Origin of the sequence: Nocardia sp. CA-119907, assembly GCF_050955995.1 — a bacterium.
Lineage (GTDB): Bacteria > Actinomycetota > Actinomycetes > Mycobacteriales > Mycobacteriaceae > Nocardia.
This window is the reverse complement of the sequence record NZ_CP192091.1, coordinates 2,866,654-2,884,036: the sequence shown is the minus strand read 5'-3', so window position 1 is coordinate 2,884,036 and position 17,383 is coordinate 2,866,654. Positions and strand designations below refer to the sequence as shown.

Sequence of the window (17,383 nt, the reverse complement as noted above, 5' to 3'; positions counted from 1 at the left end):
CGCAAAGTCGTAACAACGCGGAAACGGAGCACTGCGCTCCCACCCGCTCTGACCTCGCGTTTGCTTGATCGTGCCGCTGAATATCGGTACGCTAGGTACGTTTTCGGCTGATGGAGCGCGCACATGGCATGGTTCGAACGGGAGTTCATCGCGGTCCCCGAAGACCGGAAGCACCAACTGGTGTACAAGTGGCCCGATGTCAACATCCGGCGCTACAGCCGGGCCATCGTCAATGCCGACGAGATCGCCCTGTTCGTCAAGTCGGGGCAGGTCGTGGCAGCGATGGGGCCCGGACGGCATCGGATCGATGCCGATGAGCTGCCGGTGCTCGGCGCGCTCGTGGATACGCTGACCGGCAACAACTTCTACCGCGCCGAACTCTATTTCGTCTCCACCCGCGAGTTTCCCGGCATCAAGTTCGGCGGCCGTCTGGCCGATATCGCCGATCCGGTCAGCGAGCAGGTCGTGACGCTGCGGGTCTTCGGTGAATTCGCGCTGTCGGTACGGGATCCGGCCGAACTGGTCACCTCACTGGCGGGCACCACCGACCTGAGCGTTCCGGCGACGGTGGAATCCTGGAGCTCGGACCTGCTGCTGAAGTCCATGAAAGTCGCTGTCACACAGGGCATTTCCCGGGGCGAGTGGCCGGTACTCGGCCTGTCGGGACAGTTGGAGCCGATCGAGTCCGCCGTGGTGCGCCAGACCAATCTGACACTCTACGAATACGGCCTGCGCATCCCGCGCCTGGGCAACTTCGACATCACCCTGGCACCGGAGGATGCGGAACGCATCAAGCGACTCGCGAAGGACGTCACCTACATTCGCCTCGCCGGCGACTTCCAGCGTTATGCGGCAGGCGAAATGGCGCTCGGCGCGGGCCAGGGCTTCGCTCATGGCCACGGTGGTGGAGACGGATTCCTCGGCGCGGCACTGGGTTTGAACGCCATCCAGCAGCACGCCCCGACCAACCCGTGGCAGCGGCAGGCGATTCCCGCTGTCGCACAGCCGGTATGCGCTGGATGCGGAACCAACAACCCGTCCGAGGCACGCTTCTGCATGAACTGCGGTGACCCCCTGGCCCCCCGCCCACGCCACTGCACCGAATGCGGGGCCGACCTCACCCCCACAGCCAAGTTCTGCGGCAACTGCGGCACCGCAGCCGCCAGCTGACCCGACTCCCGTCGATCTCCCGGAACCACCTCAGCTCCTGACGCAAATCTTCCGTGTTCGTGCATACCTTCGACGCAGTCGCATACCGACTGTCCGCGCGACACACCGGTTCGATAACCAAAAGCTCTGCGTGAGCCAAGTTTTGGCGCGGCTATGCACCGGTGGACTCATAGTCCATGTCGTCGAGATGATCGCTGATGAAACCGGCCAGGCCGGACAACCGGGCCACGATCCGATCGAGATCATCGAGATCGATCGAGAACTCGCTCATGGCAAATCCAAACTCGAGGTGTTGGACGCGTTGCTCTCATCACGGGCTTGATACGCCTCGGCGGTGACGCCGCGCTTCTCCGCCATGGCAGCAAGCACGGTGATGATCTGACCGCCACCGTCGCGGACATCACCCCAGCCGTCGGCGAACTCCGCTGCCAAGCCACCGGCCCAACTGCCGTTGGCCACCGCAGAAACGTCCATGCCCGCGGAATCCAATGCCGTGCACAGTGTCTCGGCCAATTCGCAGACGTGACGGATGCTACCCACCTCGGATATCGGTGTCGACCCAACACGGCCGCAGTCGAGTTGGCGTACACCTACTGCACAGTCGCACATCGACTCTCCGCACGACGCTCCGGTCCAAAAACCAGAAGCTATGCGCGAGCGTGGATTTGATCGATGTTGAGATAGCAGACGGCCCCATCGCGACATTGGGCTCGTCAGGATGGGGCCGCTGTGGTGGTCGGTATTGCGGGAGGATCAGGCGCGGCGCCCGAAGTCTCCGTCCGCGACGCCTGCGGTGAAGGCGTCCCACTCGCCGGGCGTGAAGACCAATGCCGGGCCGGTCGGGTTCTTGCTGGGCCGAATGGCCGAAGGCGGGTCTGGCCGCGCGGCGACGGACTATGTGACCAGATCGGTGGGTGCCCGCAACACAGAGCGCACCGTCGTCCCCGCGAATACCGGGATCCGCTGCGGAGTCCGGATCCCGGTATTCGCGGGGACGACGGGGAACCATGCCGGGATCCAGCAGTGGGCCGGATCCCGGGCATCCGAGCCGAGGTTCAGCTCGAAACGGCCGCCGTCGCAGCGGATTCCCCGCTGCTGACCATGCTGCGCACCTGTCGCGCGGCCACCGACAGGGTGGCCAGGTCGTGCGTGCCCGCGGCGAAGATCTCGCCGAGCGACGCATCGGCGCGCGCCAGGCGCGAGCGGTTGACCGACTCCCAGTCGGCGATCTTGGCCGCGGCATCCTCGTGCGGTTCGGATCCGGTCAGCACGTCCAAGGTCAGCGAGCGCAGCGAATCGTAGAGATCGTCGCGGAGCGCGAGCCGGGCCAGCGTGCGCCACCTGTCGTCGCGCGCGAGATTGCTCACCGCGGTCAGCAGCCGCTCGATGTGGAAGTGTTCGTCGAGCGCGTAGTAGAGCACCGCGACCTCCTCCGCATCCCGGTCGGCGATATCGGCCACGTCGATGATGTCCAACAGCGGAAACAGATGGATGAGGCGGAACACGTGCTCGGCCAATTCCGCTGGCGCACCCTGTTCGACGGCGGCGCGCGCATGCGTCGCCAGATCCTCGGCATGAGCCGCGGGCAGCCGAGCGGGCAGCATTTGTTCCGCCAGCTTGCGCACACCATCGCGGTAGCGGGCGATATCGGCGCCGATGGCAATCGGCTGTGGACGGCTGGTCAGCAGCCAGCGGGATACCCGATCGAGGGTGCGCCTGGTCTCCCGCTCGAGCGTGTCGCGCGCGGCCGTCGGCATCGGAGTCGTCCGGATGCGCTGCCAGAGCGTGTGCAGATCGAACACCTCGGTGGCGACGGTAAAGGCGCGCACCGCGTCTTCGGTACTCGCGCCCGCCTCCTCGGCCAGGCGGAACGCGTAGGTGATGCCGCCGTGGTCTACCACATCGTTGACCACCATGGTGGCCACAATCTGGCGGCGCAGCGGATGCCTGCCGATCGCGTCGGCGAACCGATCCCGCAGCGGCTTCGGGAAGTACGACCGAAGCACCGACTCGAAGGCCGCATTATCCGGCAGATCCCCGGCCAGCAAATCGTCCTTGAGCGAAAGCTTCACGTGCGCGAGCAGATTCGCCAGTTCCGGCGAGGTGAGCCCGCGCCCTTCGGCCGTCCGCTTTTTCAGCTCGGCATCCGAGGGCAGTGCCTCGAGCCGCCGGTCCACGCCCCGGCGGAATTCGAGGTCGGCGATCAGCCTGCGATGCACGCCGGACAAGGGAACCGATTGGGCGCGCGAGAGGCCCATTCGGAAGTTCTGCGAAATATTGTCGCGCAGTACGAGTTCGGCGACCTCGTCGGTCATCGCGGCCAGCAGTTCGGTGCGGTCGCCCGCGGCAAGCTCGCCGCCGGAGATAACCGCATCGAGCAGCACCTTGATATTGACCTCGTGGTCGGAGCAGTCGACGCCCGCCGAATTGTCGAGCGCATCGGTGTTCATCCGGCCGCCGTTCGCGCAGTATTCGATGCGGCCGAGTGCGGTGGCACCGAGGTTGCCGCCCTCGCCGATCACCTTGGCGCGCAACTGGTTCGCATCCACGCGCACCGCATCATTGGATTTGTCGCCGGCGTCGACATTCGACTCGGTGGAAGCCTTGATGTAGGTGCCGATGCCGCCGTTCCAGAACAGATCCACCGGGGCGAGCAGAATCGCGCGGATCATTTCTGGCGGAGACAGCGTGGTCACGCTCGGATCCAGATCCAGTGCGGCACGCACCTGGGGGCTGACCGGCACCGCCTTGGCGGACCGGTCATAGACGCCGCCGCCCGTGCTGATCAGCGACTTGTCGTAGTCGGCCCACGACGAGCGCGGCAGTGCGAACATCCGCTGCCGCTCCCGGAACGATATCGCCGCGTCGGGATTAGGGTCCAGGAAGATATGCCGATGGTCGAACGCGGCCACCAGGCGGATGTGCTCGGACAGCAGCATTCCGTTACCGAAGACGTCGCCGCTCATATCGCCGACGCCGGCCACAGTGAAATCGGTTGTCTGCGTGTCGATATCCATCTCGGCGAAATGCCGTTTGACGCTCTCCCACGCACCCTTGGCGGTAATGCCCATCGCCTTGTGGTCGTAGCCGACCGAACCACCCGAGGCAAAGGCGTCACCCAGCCAGAAACCATATTGGCGCGCAACATCATTGGCGATATCGGAGAAAGTGGCGGTGCCCTTGTCGGCCGCGACCACCAGGTAGGTGTCATCACCGTCGCGGCGTACCACCCGCTCCGGCGGCAGCACTTCGCCGGAGGCGTGGTCGACATTGTCGGTCACATCCAGCAGTCCGGAGATGAACGTGCGGTAGCAGGCGATGCCCTCGGTCAACTGTGCCTGCCGGTCCGCGGTCGGATCACCGGTCGCCGTCGGCGGCTGCTTGACTACGAATCCGCCCTTGGCGCCGACCGGCACGATGACCGCATTCTTCACTGCCTGCGCCTTCACCAGGCCGAGGATCTCGGTGCGGAAATCCTCCAACCGGTCCGACCAGCGCAACCCGCCGCGCGCCACCGGACCGAAGCGCAGATGTACACCCTCGACCCGCGGCGAGTACACGAAGATCTCGAATTGCGGCCGGGGCCGAGGCAGTTCGGCAATGGCATGCGGGTCGAACTTGAACGACAGGGATTCCGGCACATTTCCGTCGGCGTCGCGCCGGAAGTAGTTGGTGCGCAGCGTCGCGGTGATCAGTCCGAGCACGGCGCGCAGGATGCGGTCGGTGTCGAGGCTGACGACCGCATCGATCTCGGCCTGCAGCCGCTCCGCGATACCGGCGGCCCGAGCCGAAGCAACGGCGCCGACGCCATCGGGATCGAAGTAGGCATCGAAGAGTTCGGTGAACAACCGCGCCATCGCAGGCTGCGCCAACAGGACCCGGGAGATATTGCCGAGGGTGTAGGCGAATCCGGCCTGCTGCAGGTACTTCGCGTAGGCGCGCAGTATCGAGATCTGCCGCCAGTGCAGACCCGCGCGCAGCACCAGTTCGTTCAGGCCATCGACCTCGGCGCGCCCGAACCACATGGCCGCGACGGCCTCCGGGAAGCGCCTGCGCACACTGCCTTCGGCGACAGGCTCGTCGGCGGAGGCGGTCAGATCGGATTCGAGATCGACGTCGATCGCGGTGCGCAGCAGCGTCGCGGGCACCCGCAGCCCGAAGTCGTAGATCCATTTCTGCTGCCCGTCCTCGAGCGCGACGCGATAGGGCCGCTCGTCGACCACTTCGACGCCGAGGCTGTGCAACACCGGCAGCACCCGACTCAGCGATACTCCCTCCCCTGCGACGTAGAGCGTGAATCGCCAGTCCCCCGAGGGTGATTCGGCATTTCGGTACAGATTGGTATCGATGGCCCCGTCGGCGAGATTCTCCAGACGTTGCAGATCGGCCAGCGCGCGGGCCGGTTCGAACTCCTGCTGATAGCTCGCCGGGAATGCGGCCGCGTAGGCCGTGGCGACCTTCGATGTCACCGCGCTGACCCCGGTGGCCTCGGCGACCACGCGGTCGGCCCAGGTACGGGTGGTCGCGAACAGCAACTCTTGGATGCGCTCGCGGTTGGATTCGGATACGTCGGCCTGATCGGCATCGGGACCACGGTGCACGGTGAAATAGACGACCGCCAACTCGGATTCGCTCGCGCGCGCCGAATACGTAACCTGGTCCCCGTCGAACTGCGCCCGCAGAATGGCCTCCATGCGCAGCCGGACCTCGGTCGAATAGCGGTCGCGCGGCAGATAGACCAGGCAGTACACCGCGCCGCTGCGCCCGTCGCGTCGGATGAACAGCCGAACCTGCCGACGCAGTCCCAAATTCGTCACGGCGGAAACCGTTTCGAACAGCCGCCGGGCGTCGGTGGAGAACAGCTCGACCCGGGGAAAGGACTGCAGGATCTCCAGCATCGCCTGACCGGAGAACGAATTCAGTTCGAACCCGGCCCATTCGATGACCTGGTGCACCCGGCGGGAGATCACCGGAATGTCGAGAATGTTCTCGTGCAGGCCGGTCACCGTGAAGGAACCGACGAATACGTGCTCACCCTGGGCCGGGCCCAACGCCTTTGCCGCCCCACCACTGCCGTAGTCGGCCACACTGACGAAGTAGAGCTCACCCGAGCCCGGCATCAGTGAATCGACCGAACCGTTGGCCAGGCGCAGCACCGGACGCGCACCGCCGAGCACCGGGACATCGATATCGATATTCGAACCGTTCCACAGCACGCCGAGGCCGGTGCCGGGGGCCTGCTGCGGCTCGACCGCCGTGGCCGAGGAGCCGTACCGGTAGTAACCGTAGCCGAGCACCGTGAAATGCCCATCGGCCAACCAGCGCAACAACTTCGCGCATTCCGGAATCTCCGGATCATCGGACCGCTTCGCGATGTGGTCGAGCCGACCGGCCAACGCGACCATCGCATTCGCCATGCTCGGCGTATCGTCGACGACCTTGCGCAACACCCGCAGCAGGCTCGGCAATTCGCGATTGATCCGGTCCAACTCCGCGGCACCGACAGAAGGACTCAACTGTACGTGGATCCACGACTCGGACAGGGTGTGGCTGTCGGGTACCTGTCCGCCCTCGCGATCGCGCGGAGCGATCGCGCGCAGTCGACCGCGGCGGTCGCGCGCGATATCGAAGACCGGGTGGACGACCTCGGTCACCGTGGCGCCGAGCCGGCGCAGCGCGGTGGTCACCGTATCGACCAGCAGTGGCATATCGTCGTTGACGATTTGGATCGCCGGGCCGAGCCCACTGGCGTCCTCGGGGCGATACACCCGGGTTATCGCCGTCCCCGGCAGGCGGGTCGCCGCCAACTCCAGGTGGTGGCGGAAGATCTGTTCGGCCCGATCGGTGATCGTCGGCGCGGTGGCGCCCGGCTGGATCCACCGGAAGTAGGCCGCCTCGAGATCGGTCGGATCATCGCGGAACCGCTTGAAAGAAATCGTCTGCTGGGTGGGTGCCGCCATCGACCCGTGCCTTCCCGAGATTTTGAGACCGTTGTGTACGGTTCCCATACGTTACCTGTTTAATGTGCCGTTGTATAGCGGTACGTTAAATGCGTGACAACTGTGGCTCGGCCAATCGGTCCAGGTCAAGCGTCATAGATCGAATCGGGCCCGACGGCTCACCGCGCGAGACCCGATCGGGATAGGAAGGTTTGCGCACCGGTACGGCCGGTGAACGACCCCGTTTCGATGCGCACGCCGGACGCGGTATTCGCGTACCACACCGTTGCCGACGGTCCGATCGCCACGAAGACCGGTCCATCAGCGAGCACCGTGCCACCCGCCGCACGCCAGCGGGCGATGTTGGCGGGCAAGCGGTCCGGCGAATCCACCGTCACCGATAGGGACAGTTCCCGACCGCCGGTAATACCGCCCGCGAGTAGCGGATTACCGGCCAGAATGACACATTGCTCGGCTGCGGTGGAGATTTGCTGACAGGACGCGGCCGCGCGCACCGTTTCCGGCAGGGCCGCGGAGGCACCAACCGCGGCACCGAGCTCGGGCAGCGAAGGAACCAGTGGCGCCGCTGAACACGAGTGCACGATCGCGAAGACGAAGCCGACCACGGTCGCCACGATCCCGGCGATGGCGGCGCGCCATTGCCAGTGCTGCGGATATCGCTGGACGAACTTTTCCACACCGGTCGCGATGGGCTTTTCCACACCGGCCACGACGGATTCGGCGCCCGCGATGACGCTCTCGGCCCCGGCTACGGCCTTTTCGGTGTCGCCGACGACACCCTCCCCCGCCCTCGCGGCCGCCCCGGCCGCGGCCGCGAGGCGGTGCAGCGGCGCGCCGCAATGGCCGCACCGGGATTCCGTGCCCGCGTTCGGGTGCGAGCAGTACTGGCAGACCCGTTCGACGAAGGTCAATGTCCCGTAATCACAATCGATGAGATGGCGACGGTATTGATCGTCTGATCGCCCTTCGATTGCAGGACCGTGAGAGTTATTTTCGAGGCACTCACCGGCGGCTCCATCTTCGTGACCACCAGGGTGCGCTGATCCAGCGTCTGCTGGGTGTAGGTGGTCTTGTTCGAATCGTCGAACTGATACGAAACCCGGCTGACCGTACGGTATTTCGCCCACTGGTCCGAACCGTCGGTACCGACGCTGTCCCAGCCGGGAACGATGCCGATCGAATCGACCTGATAGGTCTTGCCGAGATCGATGGTCAGCACCTGTCCGTCTACCTTGAAGGCGCGCACGCACGACCAGGCCTTACCCTGCTGTCCGGCGAAGGCGTCCATCCCCGGCGTACTACCCGACGGGCAGTGCGACTGAGCGCCTTTCACCGTCAGGGGTCCACCGCTGACCGGGACCGCGCTCGATTCGGGCTTCGCCGACGCGGTCGCGGTGGAGGTGACGACCGCGAGTTGCTGCGGTCGTTTCGTCTCGTCCTTGCCGCCGGTGGTCATGAGCGCGAGCACCAGCAGCACCGCCATAACAGCGCAGACCGCCAGGGCCACCTTCGGGTTCTTCAGGTGTGTGACGACCTGGGTCACCCGCTCGGAGAACTCCGGCCGGCGCGTGGACGATGCACGCGTCCCGCCACCACCGGACGCGGGCTCGGCCGGCGCCGTCCGACTGGCGGCCTCGGAGTAATCCGACGAAAAGTCCAGCGCCGGTGCGGAATCCGACGTCTGGCCGTTCAGCAGTGCGATGATCCGCTCACTGGCCTTCGGCCCGTCGGCGGAACGGCGGGCGGCTACCACCTCGGCCGGCAAGCCGCCGACCGCAGTCGGCAGATCATCCAACGCGTCGGTCGATCCACCGGTCAACGGCCCACTGAGTGTCGATGTGTCGGTCCCCGCACCGGCTTCGCCGAACGACGGATCGGACAGCAGTGCGTCCAAGACCGCGGTTCGATTGCGGAGAATCACATCCCCAGAGTCCTCGGCGGGCATGATCCGGATCGTATCCAGGCCGGACGTCGCGCTCGAGGAAGGCTATTCCCGCTGGAGGGAACAGCCGGTCATCAGCGCTGCTTCTCCTCGGTGACGAAATACTCTGGGGGAACATCGAATACCCGGGCCAGCGCGATGATCAAATCGAGCCGCGGAATCGCGTCACCGTGGATCAGCCGATAGAGGCCGGATTGGGAAACCGGGACATCCGGATATGCCAGTTCCAAATGCTGTGCCAACGAGTACAGCGTCAATCCGCGGGTCGACCCATCCTCGGTCGAAACCACCGACTCCGCGATCAATTCCGATAGTCGACTGGAGAAGATCGAGGCCGCGGCTTGCCTCGGGGTCAGCGCATCCTCGCCATCCTGGGTGGGAATCTGGCCGCTATCCGACTGGGGGTCCGCTACCACACCGACAAACATTACCGTCTCGATTCGTCCGTCATCGCCTCACCCGGTTGCGGAACCGTTGCCGGCTGCTCGGGCCGATTTCCGTTGCCGTTGCGTGCGGGTGGGCCGATCGAGTCGTCGTAGTACCTGGTCTCGCCACGTGGCTCGATCAGATCGACTCGAACCGTCCGCATCGGAATGCTGACATCGACCGCGGTGGCACTGACCTGATTGATCGCCAGATCCACCGACCGACGCCGCGGCGTGCCCGGCTCGCTGATGGTGACGGTCGTATGCGCCGCGGATACCTTCGGTGGCATTTGGTCGAAGACCGCGATGGTCGCGGGCGTCGCGGCCGAATCCGCGTCCTCCCGGCTGTCGGTGGCCAGTCGCAACGAATTGGGATCGCCGACCGCCGATACCAGTTGCGACCACCGGTCCGGGCGGGCCGAATGGACCTCGACATCGGCACCGACGACCATCGCACGCAGCACGATCTGTTGTGCCACCGGCAGATTCGCGTGCACGTCGATGGTGCGCCTGCGCGGGTTGTAGCGCGCCGGATCGAACAGCGGCAGCGCCAGGGTGTGGCGCGGCTGTCCGCTGATCGCGCCGAGGATCTGGCCGTTGGGGCCGATGGTGACAGGAAGATCGAGCAGATCGTCGGGTGTGATGTCGATGCCGGGTTCATCGACCGCTAGGTCGTGCACCGACGTACCGCTCGGCAGCGTCGCGAGCAGCGCCGTCGATTGCCGGCCGCCGAGCGGACGCAGGAATCCGGGCGGCTCGCTGGTCGGCGCCGGCCCCACGCAGCGGACGAGACCGCGCGAGCCGAGTGCACCACCGGCCAGACTCACCACGACGGTGGTCCGGCCCCGATTCCAGGACCAGCAGTCATCGAGTCCGGTGTCGTCGAGCTGGGTCCAGTCGATCAGGAAGCTGGTCACCAGCCGGCCCGGCGCCGAGGATTCCAGATGGCCCCACTTCTCCCTCAGGTCGGACAGTTCGACACCGGCATGCAGCAGCCGGGTAGCGTCGCGCAGTGCGTCCGCGGGCAGCGCATGGGCGGCGATACCGCGCTCGCGCAGCCGGCCCGCGATGCGGTGTGCCGCGGAAGCCAGTGCCTTGGGCGCCGCCACCTCGACCGGCCCGCGCCGGGCCAGCGCGGACAGATTGCGTTCCTGGTCCAGACGCACGACCAGCCAGGTCACCCGGCTGCCCACCACCGGATGGGAACCGATGAGCTGGTCGTAGAGCATGCTGTAACTGCTGGCCGGACGGACGCGCTGACCGGTGGTAACGATATCGATATCGACGGTGATGCCGAACTGATCGCGCAGTGGCAGCAGCGCGCCGACCGGCACCACATCCTCGGTATAGAGGCTCTTCTCGGAAATGACCGTCGGCAGATCCAGGTTAGGTGCCAGCTGGATCATCGCGACCAGCATCGAGCCCGCCTCGTGCACACCGCACACCCCGGCGGCCACCTCGATATCGCGCAGCGGCAGCCGCTCGGCGCGCTCGCGCGCCCTGGCCGCGCGGCCGAACCGATACGCGCCCCAGTCCAGCAGCCAGCGCGCGGTGGTGCGGCCGTTGACCCGCACAACCACCGTCACCAGCAATGCGGTCACCACCGCGGGCCCGACCCACAGCGGGACCCGCGCCCAGAGACCGACCAGCACGAAGCTGCTGGCGATCACCACCGTGGCGACCGGTCCGCGTTCGAGTCCACCGACTCGAATGCTCGGAAAGCTCACCGACGTCTCCCGATCACCTTGTTCGCATAACTCGCGCCGAGACCGAATACCACGGCCGCCGCGATGATGATCGTAGCCACGACCGCGGGTCGACGGTCTCGCGCGCGCGGCGGATCCGGCATGACCAGAGTCGATGATCGGAACAGCCCGGCCGGCGCCTGCGGCGGGCTGCGGAAGCTGAGCGCGGCCAGCGGGTCGATAACACCCGCGCCGACGGCGTTGTCGATACCACGGGCCGGAGCATGGGCACTGGCCTGTAGCCGCGCGCTGATCTCGCCCGGGGTCTCGTTCGGAAAGCGCGAACGCAGCAGCGCCGCGGCACCGCTGACATAGGCCGCAGCGAACGACGCGCCGCCGACCGGCACCAACTTGTCGGGCGAGCCGACGCCATTGATCAGCCCGCCGCCGCCGGGCCCGAGCGATTCGATACCGGTACCCGGCGCGGCCACCGAAACCCACGGCCCGGACAGCGAATCCGCCATCGGCGCACCCGTGGCGGTGGTAAAGCCGACGGTCAGCACGTCGGGAGCGAACCAGCCGGGGGCGGAGATCGTCTTCACCTGTTTCCAGTTGCGGGAATCGAGCGGTCGGCCCGGATCGATGGCGGGATTCTGTTCAGCACAGCCCGAGCTGCCGGTGTTCCCGGCGCCCGCGACGATGAGCGCACCACGAATATGCACCGCGTATCCGATGGCCGCCGACAGCATCGACTGATCGACGTGCGAGTCCGCGGGCACGCATACCGGCAATGCCACGGTGATGACCCCGGCCCCGAGATTGGCCGCGTGGGTGATGGCGCGGGCCAGGGTGCGGATCTCGAGCGAAAGCCGCTGCGTCGCATCGTTATTGCTGGGGTTCTCCAGACTGAACGCACCCGAGCGGACTCGAATGGAGATGAGCTGGGCGTCGGGGGCTACACCGATGAAACCGTCGCTCGTACTCGCCGACGCCGCGATGATTCCAGCGATCAGCGTGCCATGGGCATCACAGTCCGATAAGCCGTCACCACCGATCGCGACATAGTCGCCGCCGCCGACCAGGTTGGGCAGCCGCGCACCGGGAGACACTCCGGTATCGATCACCGCGACGGTGACACCCCCGCCCCGGCTCAACGCCCGCGCGCGCGGCAGCTCGAGCGCCCGCTCCGGTGGCGGTGCCTGAGACAGATCACTGTCCGGCAGTACACCCGCGGCCAGGCAGCCCTTGTCCTGTTTGGTCGGAGCTTCCGGTCCGGGCGGACCATCCGCGGGCGGCATACCGACCACCACCTGCGGCGGTTCCAGTGCACTCGCGGGCGCGGCGGCGATGGCCAGCGCCACCGCGGCCAACCCGACGGCCGCGGCCCTGCCGATCCGCATCAGATCGCTCGCATCGCCGTGTAGATGCCCATGATCCAGAACGCGATGACGGGAACGATCAGGATCAGCGCGTATTCGACGAGGTCGATGACCCGGCGGGTGACCGGCGAGAGCCGCCGTCCCGGCAACCGGATCGCCGCGACGCAGCCGGCGACACCTGCCAGCGCGACCACCAACGCGACGACCAAGCGAGCGAACGCCGTGTCATAGGCCCCGACCAGCACGAATCCGACGCCGACCACCGTGACAGCGGCAGCGGTGAGCAGAGCGATGGCCTGCACCAGATCCGGGTACCAGCGCGCCCGCATGGCCATCAGACCTGCGATGGCCGCGGCCATGACGATCTCCCGGATACCGCCCGGACTGACTACGGCCGACAGCACGGCCGACACCGACAGCAGCACCGATACCGCCGCGATCAATCCACGCAGACTCGTCACCGCCAGTCGCGCGCGGCCCTCGATACCGTGGCCGAGCTGTTCGCGGCGCAGTTCGGCATCATCCTGCTCCGGCTCCGCCTCCCTGGCGGCCTCGGCGTCGAAGATGTCGGTCAGGCTCGTCGGGGCCACATCGGTGCCGGGGTCCGGGAGGTCGGGCGGGCGTATCCGGGCCGCCACCACGGCCAACCGCGGCGCGGAGGTGAGCAATACCAGTCCGATGAATACGGCGCCACCGGTCACCTGCCGCACCGAAATATCGAGGTAGGTCACCGGCAACACCGTGGCGGTAACAACGACGCCGAGCACTGTCACGGCCATCAAGGTGGCGATGCCGAGTCGGGTCAAGCGCAGCATGGTCGCCGCGGCAATGGCGGCCACCACCGCACCCGCGGCCACATTCGCCGCGGCGAAGGCACCCGGCTCGCCATAGGCCGGTGGCACCAGCATCGCGCCACCTACGAACAGCAGTGGAAGCGCGGCCAGGGACAGCCCGAGACAGATCCGCGGTGCGGTCCGACGCCGACCGGAGACCAGCGCGGCGCCCCAGCAGATCGCGCCGAGCAACAGGGCGGGCAGCCCACACCACAGGATCGAACCGCTCTCGGTCCACGACCACGACAGCAGGCCCGCCATGGCGGCCGAGCCGACGCCGAGCGCACTCAGACCGACGATCGCCGCGGTCTCGGCGTTGAATTCGCCGAATTCGCGCTCATTGATCATGGCGAGCGCATCGGTGATGTCCTCGACGACCGGTGTGAACACCTCCGCCGATTCGACCGGCGACAGCATGAGCACGGTGCCGTCGACGACATCGTGATCGGCGAGGCTGCGCCAGCGCGGGATCGGCGGTTCGCCGGGACGGCCCAGGCTCCATTGCCCGCTCGGCGGCGTGAAGTCGACGGTGTCGTCACCGATGGCGCGAGCCAGCACGCCGAGCAGGTCATCGATGAAGGTCTCGATCGTGAACTTGGTCGGCACGACCACGTCCACCTGGTAGGACGCGACCATGACCGCGATCCGGGCGCGCGCGACCTCTGCGGAAGGCTGCGGCGCCGACGGCGAGGGCGCCGCTGGCGGCGGCGCGACGGCAGTACTCATCGCCACTCTCCGCGGTCCTGGGAAGGACGCTGGGCCTGGTAGCCGTCGAAGCCGTCGGCCAGTTCCGCGGCCAGTTCCTCGAAGGCGAGCAGGGTTTCGGAATCGAGCAATCGCAGATCGATAGGCCCGCCCTCGGCCAGGTGCGGGTCGTAGGGAACCACGGCCGTCGGTCGCTGCGCCGTCGCGAACAGCTTCTCGATCTGGTCGACCTCGACGGTCGGCTTGGTTGGATGGTGGTGCATGATCGCGACGATCGACTTGGCGATCAAATGCTGCATGCCGTGCGAGTTCAGCCAGTTGAGGGTGGCGACCGCACCCTTGACACCGCCGACCGTGGCCGGGGTGGCCACCACGACCGCATCGCTGGTCTGCAGTACGGTGCTCGTCGCCGAATCCAGCACGCCCGTTCCGCAATCCACCAGCACCAGGTTGTAGTGCCTGCGCAAGATATCGACCGCCACCGAGTACTCCCGGCCCGAAAGCGCCTCGGTGGCTTCGGTATTCCACGGCGACGCGATGACCGCGAGATCGGCGTCATTGATCGAGGTGAACGAATGCACTGCGGAAAAGGCCTCGAGATTCGATGAGCGCACCAGATCACGCAGGGTCAAGCCGTACGGATGCGGGCTCGTGCGGGTGGGCAGATCGCCGAAGTCCGGATTCGCGTCGACGGCCACCACCCGGTCGGGGCGCAGATGCGCGAAGGTCGAACCGAGTGTCGCCGCGAGAGTCGTCCGGCCGACACCGCCCTTCACACTGATCACCGCGATCTGATAGGGGGCGGTGAGCGGTCGGCGAATCCGGCCGCGCCGGTCTTGTTTGCGTTGTTCGGCCGGTGACAGACCCAGATTGAAACCGACCTTGTTCAGTGCGCCACGCACCCCGCTGGTGGACTTCAGCTGGGCACGCCGGACGGCCGCGATATCGGAGAGCAGATCCGCCGATGTCAGCGCGGGCAGCACCTCCACCCGCTCGGACGGGTCGTGTGACGCGTGTTGGATGCGGTCGGGTAACCACGACGCGGATTGATCCGCTGCTCTCTGGGGTTCGGCGGGCGCCGCGGATTGCCATGGCGCGTCGGCGGTTTGGGCCGAGGTCTGGGTGGATTGCCATGCCACACTGGATGTTTCGGCTGTCGCGGCCTGGGCCGGATACGGTTGCGCCGATGGCGGCGGGGTCGCGGCGCGAGGCGGTTCAACGCTGGCCTGCGGCGCGCCGCTGGGCGGTGGACTCTGCACCGGCGGTGGACCGACGACGGGCGCGTCGGCGGTGTTCACCCGCGGCGGTTGCGCACCGGATACAGGTGCATCGGCACCTTCCGGCGCGGCGGTCTGGCTCGGGTGCGGTGGGGCTCCGATCACGGGCTCGCCACCATCGAAATGCGGCACGGGCGGAACCGTACCGCCCGGAACACGATCAGCCCCAACGGAATGTCCGGTTGTGGCAGATGCACCGGCCGCGCCCGAGCCCGTGGGAGCCGATCCGTCCGCGGCCGGGGGACCGCCCTGTTCGGGAACGGGTGAGAAGAAGGCATCGTATCCGCCTCGAGCCCGGACGGACTCGGTCGAATGACCGTTCATACTCGGTGCTCGGTTCACTTCGCTCATCCTCTCGAAAACACTGGCGGCAGAATTCAGTCGGCGCGGCTGGTTTCGAACCAGCTGCGGCTGGGTAACAGATCGACCAGTGCCCCTATGCCCACATGCAGTGCTGCGTCGTCGCCGGGTGCGTATGTCGACCACAGCTGCCCGTCCATCGCAACGCTCGGAGTCACGATGATCCGCCCCGAAGGGGTGTCCAGCACGCTCATGCAGAACTCGGGCTGTGCCTCGCGGCCGTCGTGGTGCTCGATCACCACCACCTCCGCCCGCCGTATTACCTCGTCCATCACCCGGCTCAGCACTCCGGCGGTGTGTGGTTCGGCACCGAGTTCCACCAGGGCGCGCCGCCGTTCGTCCTGGTCGTCGGGCACTTCGCCGAATTCTTCGGCGGTCGCCGTCATCGGCTCGAACCGCACAGCGGGCAGCGGGCCGAGCGCGGCGGCGATCGCCGCGGTCAGCGTGCCGAGCTGGCGATCCGCCAGGAATACCGACTGGATGACGACATGGTCGTCGGAACGCACCGCGAGCACATGCGTCTCGCCCGCGCGCACCAGCGACAACCGCAGCATTGACTGCGGTTCGTCATCCGAGCCGGCATCCAGGATCCGGGCAACCAATTCCACATCCGGCCGATACAGACACCGCAGCCATTGCTCGACGACCGGGTGCACGCGTCCGTCCTCGAGCACGCCCACCTCGGTGAGCTGTGCGCCGACGACGGCGTCTACCCGGTCCCGGTCCTCGGGCCGATAGATATTCGGCAGCAGCGCCAATACCGGCGGATAGGAGTCGATGCCGACCAGCTGCTGGAGCAGCAGGGCGGCATCGACATTCAGGTCGATTGCGATCGGATCGTCTTCCACACCTTCACCGAATGTCGAGTCATCGGAAACACCCCGTGCGCGACGCAAAACATGCGACGGCACGAGAGGATACGGCGCGATAGTTACGACCTGGCGCCCCGGAGATTATTTGCCGCCCGGTTATCGGTGTGCAGGATCTCCGTGGTGGCGCCCTCGATAGCATTGTTCAACTTCTGGACCTGCGTGTCGTAGGCATCCAGGTCCCTGTTGAAACTGTTCATCAATTCGTGGTACGCATCACCCATGCAGCCCAGCAATACGGCTTCCAACCCCTTCTGAATCCCATGCAATCGCTGGGTGTTCTCCATCATCTTGGCGACAGTGCTCTTGACATCGGAAATGGCGGTCGCCGCAGTGACATGATCGAGGTGAATAGGTTTGGTCATCGGGCTAATCCTTTCTGGTTTCGATTAAGCGGTCTTACGAAATCTCAGGAGAAGTTCAGGTTGAGCGTGGAGTTGTTTCCGTCACCACCAAGCTGGGCCATAACCTTTTGAGCTTCGTCCAAATCACTCTGATCGAAAGAGATGCTATTCGCCTTCATCACATCGATGATCTTTTGCAAATCCCTGGCAAGATTCTTCCCCGTTTGGCCTGCCTCGGTCATCGTGTGGGAGATCGCATCACCGACATTCCCCTTGACTGCGCTGTGCAACTCCATCTGGGCCAACTGCAACTTCCCGAGACTCGTTTCGAGCTCACCCATACCGACGTATGTGTTGTCCGCGGTCTTCCGGACCAGATCCGGATCGACGTCCGTAATGGCCATGGTTATTCCTCTCCATCAATTGGATATTCG

The 17,383-nt window shown here is 66.2% G+C and carries 13 protein-coding genes and 1 pseudogene; 1 reads left to right on the top strand and 13 read right to left on the bottom strand.

Translation table 11 applies throughout. The features are described 5' to 3' along the window. The first annotated feature begins 123 nt into the window (after nt 1-123). Nucleotides 124-1,170: an SPFH domain-containing protein gene (locus ACQP2D_RS12615; RefSeq protein ID WP_433683889.1), complete on the top strand. Its 1,047-nt coding sequence runs from the start codon at nt 124-126 to the stop codon at nt 1,168-1,170. Between the two features lie 267 nt (nt 1,171-1,437). Here the strand turns inward: ACQP2D_RS12615 and ACQP2D_RS12610 are convergent, their stop codons facing one another. The 13 genes and pseudogenes from ACQP2D_RS12610 to ACQP2D_RS12550 form a co-directional block, all read right to left on the bottom strand. Continuing rightward, the gene (locus tag ACQP2D_RS12610) at nt 1,438-1,710 is read right to left on the bottom strand and encodes a type VII secretion target (protein WP_433683888.1); all 273 of its coding nucleotides are present in this window, start codon (nt 1,708-1,710) and stop codon (nt 1,438-1,440) included. Nucleotides 1,711-1,923: 213 nt separating this feature from the next. Further along, a pseudogene (locus ACQP2D_RS12605) lies at nt 1,924-2,049 on the bottom strand (DUF397 domain-containing protein); the annotation flags it as partial. Nucleotides 2,050-2,225: 176 nt separating this feature from the next. Continuing rightward, nucleotides 2,226-7,130: an NAD-glutamate dehydrogenase gene (locus tag ACQP2D_RS12600; RefSeq protein ID WP_433683887.1), complete on the bottom strand. Its 4,905-nt coding sequence runs from the start codon at nt 7,128-7,130 to the stop codon at nt 2,226-2,228. Between the two features lie 158 nt (nt 7,131-7,288). After that, entirely contained in the window at nt 7,289-8,041 is a 753-nt protein-coding gene (locus ACQP2D_RS12595) for a hypothetical protein (RefSeq protein ID WP_433683886.1), read from the bottom strand. Next, entirely contained in the window at nt 8,038-9,075 is a 1,038-nt protein-coding gene (locus tag ACQP2D_RS12590; RefSeq protein WP_433683885.1) for a discoidin domain-containing protein, read from the bottom strand. The genes ACQP2D_RS12595 and ACQP2D_RS12590 overlap by 4 nt, the downstream gene beginning before the upstream one ends. Before the next feature lie 71 nt (nt 9,076-9,146). After that, nucleotides 9,147-9,488, bottom strand: coding sequence for a helix-turn-helix domain-containing protein (locus ACQP2D_RS12585; RefSeq protein WP_364357195.1), 342 nt, complete (start codon nt 9,486-9,488; stop codon nt 9,147-9,149). Between the two features lie 11 nt (nt 9,489-9,499). Then, nucleotides 9,500-11,224, bottom strand: coding sequence for a type VII secretion protein EccE (gene eccE / locus ACQP2D_RS12580; RefSeq protein WP_433683884.1), 1,725 nt, complete (start codon nt 11,222-11,224; stop codon nt 9,500-9,502). Beyond that, the gene (mycP, locus tag ACQP2D_RS12575; protein ID WP_433683883.1) at nt 11,221-12,582 is read right to left on the bottom strand and encodes a type VII secretion-associated serine protease mycosin; all 1,362 of its coding nucleotides are present in this window, start codon (nt 12,580-12,582) and stop codon (nt 11,221-11,223) included. The genes eccE and mycP overlap by 4 nt, the downstream gene beginning before the upstream one ends. Continuing rightward, complete coding sequence (gene eccD, locus ACQP2D_RS12570) at nt 12,582-14,120, bottom strand: type VII secretion integral membrane protein EccD (protein ID WP_433683882.1); 1,539 nt, start codon at nt 14,118-14,120, stop codon at nt 12,582-12,584. Before eccD ends, mycP begins: the two co-directional genes overlap by 1 nt. Further along, nucleotides 14,117-15,508: an AAA family ATPase gene (locus ACQP2D_RS12565; protein WP_433683881.1), complete on the bottom strand. Its 1,392-nt coding sequence runs from the start codon at nt 15,506-15,508 to the stop codon at nt 14,117-14,119. Before ACQP2D_RS12565 ends, eccD begins: the two co-directional genes overlap by 4 nt. Before the next feature lie 245 nt (nt 15,509-15,753). Beyond that, nucleotides 15,754-16,584, bottom strand: a complete 831-nt coding sequence (locus ACQP2D_RS12560; RefSeq protein ID WP_433683880.1) for an ESX secretion-associated protein EspG — start codon at nt 16,582-16,584, stop codon at nt 15,754-15,756. Nucleotides 16,585-16,667: 83 nt separating this feature from the next. After that, entirely contained in the window at nt 16,668-16,970 is a 303-nt protein-coding gene (locus tag ACQP2D_RS12555) for a hypothetical protein (protein ID WP_433683879.1), read from the bottom strand. A gap of 44 nt (nt 16,971-17,014) precedes the next feature. Then, the gene (locus tag ACQP2D_RS12550) at nt 17,015-17,353 is read right to left on the bottom strand and encodes a hypothetical protein (protein WP_433683878.1); all 339 of its coding nucleotides are present in this window, start codon (nt 17,351-17,353) and stop codon (nt 17,015-17,017) included. Between the last annotated feature and the right edge of the window lie 30 nt (nt 17,354-17,383).